The organism is Micromonospora sp. NPDC023644 (assembly GCF_040640115.1).
Lineage (GTDB): Bacteria > Actinomycetota > Actinomycetes > Mycobacteriales > Micromonosporaceae > Micromonospora.
In genome coordinates this window covers 1-13,115 of record NZ_JBFABA010000086.1, presented here as the reverse complement: position 1 = coordinate 13,115, position 13,115 = coordinate 1, and the positions used below count along the sequence as shown (strand labels likewise).

11 protein-coding genes are annotated in these 13,115 nt (G+C 74.6%); 5 read left to right on the top strand and 6 right to left on the bottom strand.

What is annotated here, in order from left to right; genetic code table 11:
* The coding region (locus AB0G08_RS29215) for a cation-transporting P-type ATPase (protein ID WP_358093894.1) at window positions 1-2,657 on the bottom strand (2,657 nt) is incomplete at its 3' end.
* 251 nt (window positions 2,658-2,908) lie between these two features.
* Between AB0G08_RS29215 and AB0G08_RS29210 the strand changes: the two genes are divergently transcribed.
* Window positions 2,909-3,385: a cyclic nucleotide-binding domain-containing protein gene (locus tag AB0G08_RS29210; protein WP_357883353.1), complete on the top strand. Its 477-nt coding sequence runs from the start codon at window positions 2,909-2,911 to the stop codon at window positions 3,383-3,385.
* Here the strand turns inward: AB0G08_RS29210 and AB0G08_RS29205 are convergent.
* From AB0G08_RS29205 to AB0G08_RS29190, 4 genes are all read right to left on the bottom strand, one after another.
* Window positions 3,355-3,627, bottom strand: a complete 273-nt coding sequence (locus AB0G08_RS29205) for a hypothetical protein (RefSeq protein WP_358093892.1) — start codon at window positions 3,625-3,627, stop codon at window positions 3,355-3,357. The genes AB0G08_RS29210 and AB0G08_RS29205 overlap by 31 nt on opposite strands.
* Before the next feature lie 85 nt (window positions 3,628-3,712).
* Window positions 3,713-4,462 carry a pyruvate formate-lyase-activating protein gene (pflA, locus tag AB0G08_RS29200; RefSeq protein ID WP_358093889.1) on the bottom strand — a complete coding sequence of 250 codons (750 nt, stop codon included), beginning with the start codon at window positions 4,460-4,462 and terminating at the stop codon, window positions 3,713-3,715.
* A complete protein-coding gene (gene pflB, locus AB0G08_RS29195; RefSeq protein WP_358093886.1) occupies window positions 4,459-6,702 on the bottom strand; it encodes a formate C-acetyltransferase in 2,244 nt (747 codons plus the stop codon). The genes pflA and pflB overlap by 4 nt, the downstream gene beginning before the upstream one ends.
* Before the next feature lie 68 nt (window positions 6,703-6,770).
* The gene (locus tag AB0G08_RS29190; RefSeq protein WP_358093883.1) at window positions 6,771-7,781 is read right to left on the bottom strand and encodes a zinc-dependent alcohol dehydrogenase; all 1,011 of its coding nucleotides are present in this window, start codon (window positions 7,779-7,781) and stop codon (window positions 6,771-6,773) included.
* A 358-nt stretch (window positions 7,782-8,139) separates the two neighbouring features.
* Here AB0G08_RS29190 and AB0G08_RS29185 point away from each other — a divergent pair, with 358 nt between their 5' ends.
* The 3 genes from AB0G08_RS29185 to AB0G08_RS29175 all read left to right on the top strand — a co-directional run bounded on the left by AB0G08_RS29185 (window position 8,140) and on the right by AB0G08_RS29175 (window position 10,771).
* Window positions 8,140-8,622: a GNAT family N-acetyltransferase gene (locus tag AB0G08_RS29185; protein ID WP_358093880.1), complete on the top strand. Its 483-nt coding sequence runs from the start codon at window positions 8,140-8,142 to the stop codon at window positions 8,620-8,622.
* Between the two features lie 53 nt (window positions 8,623-8,675).
* Window positions 8,676-9,320 carry a hypothetical protein gene (locus AB0G08_RS29180; protein WP_358093878.1) on the top strand — a complete coding sequence of 215 codons (645 nt, stop codon included), beginning with the start codon at window positions 8,676-8,678 and terminating at the stop codon, window positions 9,318-9,320.
* A 131-nt stretch (window positions 9,321-9,451) separates the two neighbouring features.
* On the top strand, window positions 9,452-10,771 hold the full coding sequence (locus AB0G08_RS29175) for a hemolysin family protein (protein WP_358093875.1): 1,320 nt from the start codon (window positions 9,452-9,454) through the stop codon (window positions 10,769-10,771).
* A gap of 4 nt (window positions 10,772-10,775) precedes the next feature.
* Here AB0G08_RS29175 and AB0G08_RS29170 read toward each other — a convergent pair whose 3' ends face one another.
* Window positions 10,776-11,183: a PaaI family thioesterase gene (locus tag AB0G08_RS29170; RefSeq protein ID WP_358093899.1), complete on the bottom strand. Its 408-nt coding sequence runs from the start codon at window positions 11,181-11,183 to the stop codon at window positions 10,776-10,778.
* Between the two features lie 82 nt (window positions 11,184-11,265).
* Between AB0G08_RS29170 and tyrS the strand changes: the two genes are divergently transcribed.
* Complete coding sequence (gene tyrS, locus AB0G08_RS29165) at window positions 11,266-12,552, top strand: tyrosine--tRNA ligase (protein WP_358093896.1); 1,287 nt, start codon at window positions 11,266-11,268, stop codon at window positions 12,550-12,552.
* Window positions 12,553-13,115 lie beyond the last annotated feature (563 nt).

Genomic DNA, 13,115 nt, shown 5'->3' with positions numbered 1-13,115 from the left:
CCGGCCGCAGCGCCCACGCCCGGCGGGGCGGCGTCCGCTGCGGCGCCGTCCGGCGGGGCCGCGTCCGGGGGCGCGGCGTCTCCCAGGGTGGCGTCCCCGGAGGTGGCGTCCGCCGGGGTGGCGGGGCCGGCCGGCCGGCGGGCCAGCCGCAGCACCAGCCCGGGCAGCACGCTGACGGTGGCGCAGGCCAGCAGCTCCGCCGCGCCGAGCGGCTCGGTGCCGAGCAGCTCGCGCAGCGGGGGCAGCAGCACCCCGGCGACCTGGAGCAGCGCGGAGACCGCCACCGCGACCGGCAGCGCGCGGTTGCCGCGCCCGGCGCCGCGCGGTCGCGGCGCGCGGACCGCGAGCGCCACCCCGAGCTGGGCCAGGCCGAGCACCACGAAGACCACCGACTGCCAGGGCCGGTCCCAGCGTGCGGCGAGCACGCCGGCGCCGAGCACCACGGCGGCGATCAGTGCGCCGGTGACCAGCACGTCCCGGCCCAGGCCGGCCCCGAGCACCGACTCCGACGGCGAGCGCGGCGACCGGCGCAGCGTGCCCGGCTCCGCCGGCTCCGCGCCCAGCGCCACCCCCGGCACGCCGTGGGTGAGCAGGTTCACCCAGAGGATCTGCGCCGGCAGCAGCGGTACGGCCAGCCCGAACAGCGGGCCGAGCAGCATCACCGCGATCTCGGCGACCCCGCCGGAGAGCGCGTAGCGCAGGAACCGTCGGATGTTGTCGTAGATGCGGCGGCCCTCGCCGATCGCCGCGGCCACCGTGGACAGGTCGTCGTCGACGAGCACCAGGTCGGCGGCCTGCCGGGCGACCTCCGTGCCGCCGCCCATCGCCACCCCGATGTCGGCCCGGCGCAATGCCGGGGCGTCGTTCACCCCGTCGCCGGTCATCGCCACCACGTGCCCCCGCGCCTGGAGGCCGGCGATGATGTCGAGCTTCTGTTCCGGCTGGGTCCGCGCGAACACCCGCGCCCGCGGGTGCGCCCGCGCCGGGTCGCCGTCGTCCCCGCGTACCACCGGGTCGCCCTCGCGCCAGAGCCCCAGCTGGCCGCCGATCGCCGCGGCGGTCGCGGGATGGTCGCCGGTGATCAGCAGCAGCCGCACCCCGGCGTCGTCGAAGCTGCCCGCGATGTCGGCCGCGCCCGGGCGCAGCGGGTCGCCGACGGCGACCAGCCCCACGGGTCGCAGCCCGACCGGCCGGGCGGGGTCGGCCGGCGGGGCGTCCACCACGGCGGACGCGACCGCCAGCACCCGCAGCCCTTCGGCGGCCAGCCGGTGCGCGGCGGCGGTCAGCTCGAGGAGCTCCTCGGCGGAGGCGTCGACCAGCGGCGCGGCCAGCACGTTCTCCGGCGCGCCCTTGCACACCACCAGGTACCGCCGGTCGCAGGAGCGGTGCACGGTGGTCATCCGGCGCAGCTCCTGGTCGAAGGGGTGCTCCGCGACCCGCGGCCACGCCGCGCGGGTGAGCTCCGGGTCGAGCCCGCACCGGGCGGCGAAGGCGACCAGCGCCGCCTCCAGCGGGTCGCCGACGGCGGCCCACTCCGGCCGCTCGTCGGTGGGCGGGGTCAGGGTCGCGTCGTTGCAGAGCAGCCCGGCGCGCGCCAGGCTGCGCAGGTCGTCCGGTACGGCCACCGGCTCGCCCCGCTGGTGCACCGCGCCGTGCGGCGCGTAGCCGCTGCCGGTGACGCCGTAGCGGGAGCCGTCGCCGGTGACGGCGTGCTGTACCGCCATCCGACCCTCGGTGAGCGTGCCGGTCTTGTCCGAGGCGATGACGGTGACGGAGCCGAGCGTCTCGACCGCGTGCAGCCGGCGGGGGATGGCCCGCGCCCCGGCCATCCGGCGGGCGCCGAGGGCGAGGGCGAGGGTGACGACCGCCGGCAGCGACTCGGGCACGGCCGCCACCACCAGGCTCACCGCGGTGACCGCCATGTCGACCACCGGCCGCCCGCCGACGACGCCGATGACGAAGACCAGCCCCGAGAGCACCACCGCGGCGAAGCCGAGCATCCGGCCGAGCCCGGCGAGGCGGCGCTGCAACGGGGTGGCGGCGGGCCGGGTGGACGCCACCAGGGCGGTGATCCGGCCGAGCGCGCTGGCGGCGCCCGTGCGGACCACCGTGCCGCTGGCCCGCCCGGTGGTGACCACCGTCCCCGCGCTGGCCTCCTCGCCCACGGCCCGGGTGACCGGCACCGACTCGCCGGTCAGCGCCGACTCGTCGACGCTCAGCCGGGCCGCCTCGGCGAGCAGCAGGTCGGCGGGGACGACGTCGCCGGCCTCGACCCGCACCAGGTCGCCCCGGACGAGGTCGGCGGCGGGCAGGACGACGTCCCGGCCGTCCCGCACCACCCGGGCCGTGGGCGCGGCGAGCTGGTCCAACGCGGCGATCGCCCGGTCGGCGCGGACCTCCTGCACCACGCCGATGGCGGTGTTCACCAGCACCACCAGCACGATCACCGCGGTGTCCGGGTAGTCGCGCAGCACGGCGGTGACCACGGCGGCGGCGAGCAGCAACGCCACCAGTGGATCGGTGAGCTGGTGCAGGACGCGCCCGCCCAGGTGGCGGCGGGCCGGCGCGACCGCCGCGTTCGGCCCGTCCGCGCGCAGCCGGGCGGCGGCCTCCGCCGAAGCGAGCCCGGCCGGCCGGGTCGACAGGTCAGCGGACACCGGTACGCCCCCGTGGCCGCCGTGCTCCGGACCGTCCCACATCACCCTCCGCCCTGCCGTGGCGCCGCCGCGGCGCACCGTCCCGATCCCACCCTCGCCCCGCCGGGCGGCGCCCGCCAGGGCAGTTCCGCCCGCGCGATCCGGGACCAACGGCCCTGCCGCCCACGCCCGCCGCGCGCTGCAATGGAAGCCGGACGACCCGTCGCAGGCACCCGGCCACCGCCGGCCCCGCCCGACGAAAGGGGCACCGCATGACCACCCTGGACGTGTTGCGCGCGCACCCGTTCCTCGCCGGGCTGCCCGAGCCGTGGCTGCCCCGGCTCGCCGGCCACGCCCGGCCGGTGGTCTGGCACCCCGGGCACCGGCTGTTCCGGGCCGACCGGCCGGCCGAGCGCTTCTGGCTGGTCCGCTCCGGTCGGGTGGCGCTCGACTTCGCGGTGCCCGGGCGGGGCGACGTGGAGATCGAGACCATCGGCCCGGGCGGGGTGCTGGGCTGGTCGTGGCTGTTCCCGCCGTACCGCTGGCAGTTCGGGGCGGTGGCCGCGCAGCGCAGCACGGCGGTGGAGTTCACCGCCGAGGGGGTGCGCCGGCTGATGGAGTCCGACGACGCGCTCGGCCGGCAGCTGACCACCCGCTTCATGAGCGTGGTGGTGGACCGGCTGCACGCCGCCCGGGGCCGGCTGCTCGACCTCTACGGCTACCCGGTGGGCGCCCCGCCCGCCGGCTGATCCGGCCGGCCGCGCACCACCAGCTCATCGACCTCCAGCCTGCCGATGCGCAGCTCCCGGACGACCGCCCGGCGGATCGCCAGCCGCCCGATCGCCAGCGCCCCGACGGCGGCGGCGCCGCAGGCCAGCGCCCCCACGGCCAGCGCACCCAGCGACGCCGCCCCCGCCGCCCGCGCGCCCGTCGCCACCGCGCCGGTGACGCCCGCCCCGGTGACCCGCGCCTTGCGTACCTCTCGTCCCATCCCGTCATTGTCCGCGCACCACCGCCCGCGGGGGCGGCGAAGCGGCGCGCGACTCAGGGGACCGTCGGGCCGCGCGGCCCCCGCCTCAGCAGACCGTCAGGCCGCGCGCCGCGAACTGCCCACGGACCCGCTCCACCAGCTCCGGCGTGGGCGGCTCGGTGTCGGCGAGGGGGAACCGCAGTCCCAGCTCGGTGTACTTGTGCGCGCCCAGCCGGTGGAACGGCAGCACCTCCACCCGCTCGACCGTGGCGAGCGAGGCGGCGAAGTCCGCCACCCCGGCGACGTTGGACACGGCGTCGGTGAGCCCCGGCACCAGGACGAACCGGATCCAGACCGGAACGCCCCTGTCCGCCAGGCGGCGGCCGAAGCGCAGCGTCGGCGCGACCTCGCCCGTCCCGGTGACGGCCCGGTACGTCGCCGGATCCCACGACTTGACGTCCAGCAGCACCAGGTCGGTGGCGTCGAGCAGGGCGTCGTCGGCGCGGTCGCCGAGGAAGCCGGACGTGTCCAAGGCGGTGTGCAGGCCCAGCTCGTGGCAGCGGCGCAACACCTCTCCGGTGAACCGGGACTGCTGCAACGGCTCACCGCCGCTGATCGTCACCCCGCCGCCGGCGACCGTGATGAACCGCCGGTACCGCTCGATCTCCGCGACGAGCTCGGCCACCGTCCGCCGCCGACCGCTGCGCCGGTACCAGGTGTCCGGGCTGTGGCAGTAGCGGCAGCGCAGGGGGCACCCGGCGAGGAAGGCCACGAACCGGGTGCCGGGGCCGTCCACCCCGATCGACAGGTCGAAGGAGTGCACGGCCCCGGTCAGCTCCCGTTCGACGGTGCTCACAGCGCGCCGTGGAAGGTGCGGGACACCACGTCGCGCTGCTGCTCCGGGGTGAGCCGGACGAAGTTGACCGCGTACCCGGACACCCGCACGGTCAGCTGCGGGTACCGCTCCGGGTGGGCCATCGCGTCCAGCAGCGTCGCCCGGTCGAGCACGTTGACGTTGAGGTGGAACCCGCCCGCGTCGGCGTACCCGTCGAGCACCCCGGCCAGGTTCGTGATCCGCTCCTCGCGGGTGTGGCCCAGCCCGTCCGGGGTGACCGTGCCGGTCAGCGAGATGCCGTCGCGGGCGGCGTCGTACGGCAGCTTCGCCACCGACAGCGCGGCCGCGACGAGGCCGTGCGTGTCCCGCCCGTTCATCGGGTTCGCGCCGGGGGCGAACGGCTCGCCGGCCCGCCGCCCGTCGGGGGTGCTGCCGGTGTGCCGGCCGTACACCACGTTGGAGGTGATGGTCAGCACCGACAGCGTCAGCTCGGCGTCGCGGTAGGTGCGCTGCCGGCGCAGCTTCTCCGCGAACGTCTCCACGAGCCACACCGCGATCTCGTCGGCCCGGTCGTCGTTGTTGCCGAACGCGGGAGGCTCGCCCTCGACGACGTAGTCGACGGCCAGGCCGGTGGCGTCGCGCAGCACCTTCACCCGGCCGTACCGGATCGCCGCGAGGCTGTCCACCGCGACCGACAGGCCGGCGATGCCGGTGGCCATGAACCGGCGCACCGGGTGGTCGTGCAGGGCCATCTCCAGCCGCTCGTACGCGTACCGGTCGTGCATGTGGTGGATGACGTTGAGCGCGTCCACGTACGTCTCGGCCAGCCAGTCCAGCGTCCGGTCGTACGCGGCCAGCACCTCGGCGTGGTCCAGGACCTCCCCGCCGACCGGCGGCGCGGCCGGCGCCACCTGCTCGCCGGTCAGCTCGTCGCGACCGCCGTTGATCGCGTAGAGCAGCGCCTTGGCGAGGTTGGCGCGGGCGCCGAAGAACTGCATGTCCCGGCCCACCCGCATCGCCGACACGCAGCAGGCGATCGCGGTGTCGTCGTCGTACGCCGGGCGGATGAGGTCGTCGTTCTCGTACTGGATGGCGCTGGTGTCCAACGACACCTGCGCGCAGAACCGCTTGAACCCCTCCGGCAGCCGCGGCGACCAGAGCACGGTCAGGTTCGGCTCCGGCGCGGGGCCCAGGTTGTACAGGGTCTGCAGGTAGCGGAAGCTGGTCCGGGTCACCAGTGGCCGGCCGTCGGCGCCCATTCCGCCCAGCGACTCGGTCACCCAGGTCGGGTCCCCGGAGAAGAGCTGGTCGTATTCGGGGGTGCGCAGGAACCGGACGATCCGCAGCTTGATGACGAAGTCGTCGATCAGCTCCTGGGCGGTCGTCTCCGTCAGCCGGCCCTCGTCCAGGTCCCGCCGCAGGTAGACGTCGAGGAAGGTCGCGGTGCGCCCCAGCGACATCGCGGCCCCGTTCTGCTCCTTCGTGGCGGCGAGGTACGCCAGGTACAACCACTGCACGGCCTGCCGGGCGGTGGCGGCGGGCGCGGAGACGTCGATGCCGTAGCCGGCGGCCATCTCCTTCAGCTCGCCGAGGGCGCGGGCCTGCTCGGCCAGCTCCTCCCGCTCCCGGATCACCTCGTCGGTCGACGGCCGGGCGTCCAGCGCCGCCTTCAGCGCCCGGCGTTCGGCGACGAGCCGGTCCACGCCGTACAGCGCCACCCGTCGGTAGTCGCCGATGATGCGCCCCCTGCCGTACGCGTCCGGCAGTCCGGTGATGACGTGCGAGCGGCGGGCCGCCAGCACGTCGGCCGGGTAGGCGTCGAAGACCGCGTCGTTGTGGGTCTTGCGGTAGGTGGTGAAGATCCGGTGCACGACCGGGTCCGGCGCGAAGCCGTACGCCTCGAGGGCGGCCTCGACCATCCGGAGCCCGCCGGCGGGCATGATCGCCCGCCGCAGCGGCGCGTCGGTCTGCAGGCCGACGATCAGCTCCTTCTCCCGGTCGATGTACCCGGGGCCGTGCGACGTGATCGTCGACGGGGTGGCGGCGTCCACGTCGAGCACGCCCCGGCGGCGCTCGGCGACGAAGAGCTCCTGCAACGCCCCCCACACCGCCAGGGTCCGGTCGGTCGGTCCGGCGAGGAACGACCCGTCCCGGGTGTACGGCTCGTGGTGGCACCGGATGAAGTCCGCCACGTCGACGGACTCCCGCCAGGTGCCGGCGGCGAAGCCCCGCCACGGGTCCAGGTGCTGGTTCGCGGCCATGTTCGGTCCCTTCCGAGGGCCGGTGGGTGGTGCCCGGCCGCCGCGGCGACGGCGGCCGGGCACCGGGGTCAGGGCTGGAGCACCAGGCGGGCGGCGACCCGCCCGGCGAGCACGTCCTCGATCGCCTCGTTGATCTCGTCGAGCTTGCGCACCTCGTGCACGACCCGGGTACGGCCGGCCGAGTGCAGGCGGAACACCTCCGCCAGGTCGGCGCGGGTGCCGACGATCGAGCCGATCACGGTGATCCCCTTGAGGACGGTCTCGAAGACCGGCAGGCTCATCGTGTTGTCCTTCGGCAGCGAGACCAGCACCAGCCGGCCGCCCCGACGCAGGCAGGCGTGCGCCTGCCCGATCACCGTCGGGCTGGCTGCCAGCACGACCGCCACGTCGACGCCACCGAGGGCGGTGATCGCCTCGACCGGGTCGACCCGGGACGCGTCGACGGTATGCGTCGCGCCGAGGGCGACGGCCAGGGCCAGCTTCTCCTCGGTGACGTCCACGGCCACGGTCTCGGCGCCGTGCAGCTGGGCGTACTGCTGGGCGAGGTGGCCGAGGCCGCCGATGCCGAACACGGCGACCCGCTCACCCGGCCGCACCCCGGCCACCTTGACCGCCTTGTACGTGGTCACGCCCGCGCAGGTCAGCGGGGCCGCCTCCACCGGGTCGACGCCGGCCGGCACCCGGACCGCGTAGCGGGCCGACGCGAGGGCGTACTCGGCGTGCGCGCCGTCGATCGCGTAGCCGGTGTTGCGCTGCGACTCGCACAGTGTCTCCCAGCCGCTGACGCAGTACTCGCAGGTGCCGCAGGCCCAGCCGAGCCAGGGCAGCGCGACCCGGTCGCCGACGGCGTGCTCGGTGACGTCGGGGCCGACCCGTTCGACGATGCCGACCCCCTCGTGGCCCGGGACGAAGGGCGGGTTCGGCTTGACCGGCCAGTCGCCGCGGGCGGCGTGGATGTCGGTGTGGCACAGCCCGCTGGCCTCGATGCGGACCAGCACCTGCCCGGGGCCGGGCTCCGGCACCGGCACGTCGAAGATCTCCAGCGGACGATCGAACGCGGTGACGACCGTGGCTCGCATCGGGGGCCTCCCAGCTCGCAGCTCTCTTTCACCCACCATCGTGGCGGCCGGGGCCGGGCCCGGGCAGAGGCTCAGGACCGTCCCGGCCCGGGACCTCCGACCCCTGTCGGCAGGCCATCCGTGGGCTCAGCGTTCGATCACCAACCGGCGGGCGCGCAGGACACGGGCCCACCACGGACGGGGCGCCCGTGGCGTCGGGACGGTGCCGCCCCGGGGTGCCGGCCCTCTTCGCCTGCGCCGGGAACGTCGTCCCTCCTCGTTGGTAGCAACGCGGCTGCCGCCCGGGACAGGGCCGCAGGGGCCGTCGACCGGGCCTGAGGTCCCGGACGTGTCACCCCCCGGCCCTATCCTCGGGTCCGTGACCGCCGAGCTGCGCCTACGTCCCGTCCGCGACGACGACCTGCCCTCCTTCTTCGCCCACGAGCAGGACGCGGAGGCCAACTGGATGGCCGCCTTCGGGCCGGAGGACCCGGCCGACCGGGAGCGGTTCGACGCCCACTGGCGCCGGGTGCGCGCCGACGAGCGGATCGTCTCCCGCACGGCGGTGGTCGACGGCGAGGTCATCGGCCACGTGGTCGCCTTCCCCGTCGGCGAGCGGACCGAGGTCAGCTACTGGATCGACCCGCGACGTTGGGGCCGGGGCCACGCCACGGCGGCGCTCACCGCCCTGCTGCGCGAGCTGCCCCAGCGGCCCGTGCACGCCCGCGCCGCCAAGGACAACCGGGCCTCGCTCGCCGTGCTGCGCAAGTGCGGCTTCGTCGTCGTCGGCGAGGACCGGGGGTACGCCAACGGCCGGGGCGCCGAGGTGGAGGAGTGGGTGCTGGAGCTCGCCGGCGACTGACCCCGCCGCCGCCCGCCCGGTCACCGCCTCCGCGCGCCCACTACTCTCGCGGGGTGAACTGGCTGGAACTGATGGGCTGGACCGGCTCGGCGCTGCTGGTCTGGTCGCTGCTGCAGACGCGCATCCTCCGGCTGCGCGCCCTGAACCTGGTCGGCTGCCTGATCCTGATCGGCTACAACGCCGCCGTGCAGGTCTGGCCCATGGTCGGGCTGAACGTCGTGCTCGCCGTGATCAACGTCTGGTACCTGCGGAGCATGCTCGCCACCCGCCACGACGAGGCCACCTACCAGGTGGTCGAGGTCGGGGTCGACGACCAGTTCCTGGCCCACACGCTGAACGTGCACGCCGCCGACATCGCCCGGTTCAACCCCGGCTTCCGCTGGCCCCCCGGCACCACCGCCGAACGCTCGGCGTTCCTGGTCGTCCGGGCCGACGAGGTGGTCGGCGTGGTGCTGTCGCACGCCGCGGCGGACGGCGTGGCGCAGGTCGACCTCGACTACGTCACCCGGCGGTTCCGGGACTTCACCCCGGGCGAGTTCGTCTACCGGCGCAGCAGCCTCTTCACCGACCGGGGCTTCCGCCGGGTCGTCACCCCGCCCGGCATGGTCGCCCCGTACTACCACCGGCTCGGCTTCCGCCCCGAGGGCCGCTCGTACGTCCTCGACCTGCCCGCCCCGCCGGTGGCCGGGCGTACCTGATCACATCCCCGGCCGCAGGAGGATTCGCCGGCCGGCCCGGTGGGCACAGACTGGCCTACGCCGGCCGTGACCTTCGGCCGGCGGTGCCCGTCGTGCCGGCGGGCACCGGTCCCGCGTGAGGAGAGCCGGGCGTGCAGAGCATCTGGACCCAACTGGCCCTGGTCGGTGTCCTGGTCGTCCTCAACGCGGTCTTCGCCGGCAGCGAGATGGCGCTGGTCTCGCTGCGCGACAGCCAGATCCAGCGGCTGGAACGCACCAGCCGCGCCGGCCGCGTGCTGGCCCGCCTCGCCAAGGACCCGAACCGCTTCCTGGCCACCATCCAGATCGGGATCACCCTCGCCGGCTTCCTGGCGTCGGCCGCGGCGGCGGTGTCGCTGGCCAAGCCCCTCGTGCCGCTGCTCAGCGCGCTCGGCGGCGCCGCCGAGACCGTCGCGATCGTGGTGGTCACCCTCGCGTTGACCTTCGTCACCCTGGTCTTCGGCGAACTGGCCCCGAAGCGGATCGCCATGCAGGCGGCGGAGCGGTGGGCGCTGCTGGTGGCCCGCCCGCTCGACCTGCTGGCCTCCGTGACCCGGCCGGCGGTCTGGGCCCTCGGCGCCACCAGCGACCTGGTGGTACGCCTCGTCGGGCTCAACCCGAAGCACGAGCCCGACGAGATCGGCCCGGACGAGCTGCGCGACATCGTCTCGGGCAACCACGGCTTCACCAAGGAACAGCGGACCATCATCGCCGGCGCCGTGGAGATCGCCGACCGCAAGCTACGGGCGGTGCTCGTACCCCGGTTGCAGGTCTTCACGCTCGATAGCGGCACCACGGCGGAGGCGGCGCGGCTGCTGCTGGCCGCCACCGGCCACTCCCGGGCGCCGGTGGTGCGGCACGGCGGGCTCGACGACGCCGTCGGCGTGATCCACCTGCGTGACCTCGTCGGCGTTCCCGAGGACCGGCCGGTCGACGAGTGCGCCCGCCCGCCGATGCTGCTGCCGGACTCCCTGCCGGTGGTGGACGCGCTGCGGCAGTTCAAGGCCGAGCGCCAGCACATCGCCCTGGTGGTCGACGAGGGAGGCGCCGTTGACGGGATCGTCACCCTGGAGGACATCCTCGAGGAGATCGTCGGGGAGATCTACGACGAGACCGACCGGGACGTGCACTCCGTGCGCACGGAGCCGGACGGCGCGATGTGGCTGCCCGGCACCTTCCCCGTGCACGACCTCGCCGACCTCGGCGTCGAGCTGCCCGGCCGCCCCGGCGGCGACTACACCACCATCGCGGGCCTGGTGCTCACCTGCCTCGGCCACATCCCCACGGTGGCGGGGGAGAGCGTCGTGGTGGACGGCTGGACGCTGGAGGTGGCCCACATCGACCACCGCGCCATCACCGGGGTCCGACTGCGGCGCCAGGCCGAGCCGGCGCCCGACGACGCCGGGGCCGTGCTGGACGAGGCCCGGAGCTGACCGGTCAGGCCGGATAGAGGTTCTGCAGCCGGACCTGGCCGCGGGCCACCAGCCGGGCGTCGGCGTCGGTGATCTCCACCAGCCAGAGCTGCTGGCTGCGGCCCCGGTGCACGGGGGTGCCCACGGCGGTCAGCTCGCCGTCGCGCACCGCGCGGAGGAAGTCGGTCTGGTTCGACACGCCCACCACGCGTCCCCGCTCGCCCAGCCACAGCGACCCGCCGATGCTGGCGGCCGTCTCGACCACCGAGCAGTACACGCCGCCGTGCTGGATGCCGAACGGCTGGTGCAGCTCGGGGCGGACCTGCCAGCGGATCACCACCCGGTCCCGGTCGACCTCGTCGAGCTTGAGGCCGAGCAGGGCGACGAAGCCGCCCGTCAGATCCGGCATCTCCACAGCGTTCCCCTCCTCGATCACGGCGCCGCCAGCGTACGCCGCCGACCGCCCGGTAAACCCGGTACGTTCCGTCCCCGGTCATGGGGGAGAATCGGTGACCGTGACCGACAGCAGCTTCCCGCCGCCCGGGCGGGACTCCCTGACCGACGACCTGCGGTGGCGGGGCCTGATCCAGGACTCCACCGGCCTCGACGAGCTGCGCACGCTGCTCGACGGCGGGTCCGCCGCCTACTATGTGGGCTTCGATCCGACCGCGCCGAGCCTGCACGTCGGCCACCTCATGCAGGTCGCCACGGCACGTCGGCTCCAGCTCGCCGGGCACCGGCCGCTGCTGCTCGTCGGCGGCGCCACCGGGCAGATCGGCGACCCGAAGGAGAGCGCCGAGCGGACCCTCAACCCGCCCGAGGTGGTCGCCGGCTGGGTGGCCCGGATCCGCGACCAGCTCGCCCCCTTCGTCTCCTACGAGGGGGAGAACGCGGCGCAACTGGTCAACAACCTGGACTGGACCGGCGAGATGTCGGTGGTCGAGTTCCTCCGCGACGTCGGCAAGCACTTCCCGGTCAACAAGATGCTGGCCCGGGAGGTGGTCAGGGCGCGGCTGGAGAGCGGCATCAGCTTCACCGAGTTCAGCTACCAGCTGCTCCAGGCGCACGACTACTTCGAGCTGCACCGCCGGCACGGCTGCCAGCTCCAGTTCGGCGGCTCGGACCAGTGGGGCAACATCACCGCCGGCGTCGACTACATCCGCCGGCGCGGCGCCGGCCCGGTGCAGGCGTTCACCACGCCGCTGGTGACGAAGTCCGACGGTACGAAGTTCGGCAAGACCGAGGGCGGCGCGATCTGGCTCGACCCGGAGATGACCAGCCCGTACGCGTTCTACCAGTTCTGGGTCAACGTCGACGACCGGGACGTGGGTCGCTACCTGCGGTACTTCAGCTTCCGTTCCCGTGAGGAGCTGGAGGCGCTGGAGAAGGAGACCGCCGAGCGGCCGGCGGCCCGGGCGGCGCAGCGGGCGCTCGCCGAGGAGCTGACCACCCTGGTGCACGGCGAGCGGGAGATGGCGCAGGTGGTCGCCGCGAGCCAGGCGCTCTTCGGCCGTGGCTCGCTGGACGAGCTCGCGCCGGCGACGCTGCGGGCGGCGCTGACCGAGGCCGGCCTCGTCCACGTCGACGAGCTGCCCGACGTCGCCGGGCTGCTGCGCGACTCCGGGTTGGTGCCGAGCCTCAAGGAGGCGCGCCGGGTGATCGCGGAGGGCGGCGCCTACGTCAACAACACCCGGGTCACGGAGACCGACGCCACGGTCAGCCCCGAGGCCCTGCTGCACGGCCGGTACCTGGTGCTGCGCCGCGGCAAGCGGTCCTTCGCCGGGGTCGAGCTGCGCGGCTAGTCGTACGTCTTCCCGTGTGACGCGGGACGCCCCCGGCGGATTTGACGATCAATCCGCCGGGGGCGTAACTTTCTCTCTGCCAGCGCGGAACGGACGAACCGAGGCGAAGCCACCGGAGGCCGGGCGCGGGAATGAGCTTCAGGGCTGAGGGGTCGTGCTCTTCAGTGCCTGGACCGGGCGGTGCCCCGGATCTGTCGTGAGGCGGATTTGGTGGGGCGGAGCTGACCGGGTATGGTTCATCGCCGGTGGGGAACCGGGCGAGCTCGCGGGAGACCGCGGCGGCCGGCCTGCTGGAAGCCACTTTTGATGACGGCGTGAGCCGTTGTGGGGTGGTGCCTGGAATTGGGTGGAAGTGGTGCGGATCGCTGCGAAGCGGTTTGACACGGCGGAAACCAGCGGGTAACGTAGTAAAAGTGCCCGGCGCGGGAAGCGGCGGGGACGCGAACGAAATGCCCCGGGTCGGGGGCTCCACGGTGTGGGGTTTCCGGGCGGTGTGTGGTTGTTCTTTGAGAACTCAACAGGGTGCTTGATAAGCCAGTGCCAAATTGATTTATACCCCGGAC

Bases quoted from the DNA above. Each gene is read 5' to 3' on its own strand.
- AB0G08_RS29210 (WP_357883353.1), top strand. From the start codon at position 2,909: ATGACCACCCTGGACGTGTTGCGCGCGCACCCGTTCCTCGCCGGGCTG.
- pflB (WP_358093886.1), bottom strand. From the start codon at position 6,702: ATGGCCGCGAACCAGCACCTGGACCCGTGGCGGGGCTTCGCCGCCGGC.
- AB0G08_RS29205 (WP_358093892.1), bottom strand. From the start codon at position 3,627: ATGGGACGAGAGGTACGCAAGGCGCGGGTCACCGGGGCGGGCGTCACC.
- AB0G08_RS29190 (WP_358093883.1), bottom strand. From the start codon at position 7,781: ATGCGAGCCACGGTCGTCACCGCGTTCGATCGTCCGCTGGAGATCTTC.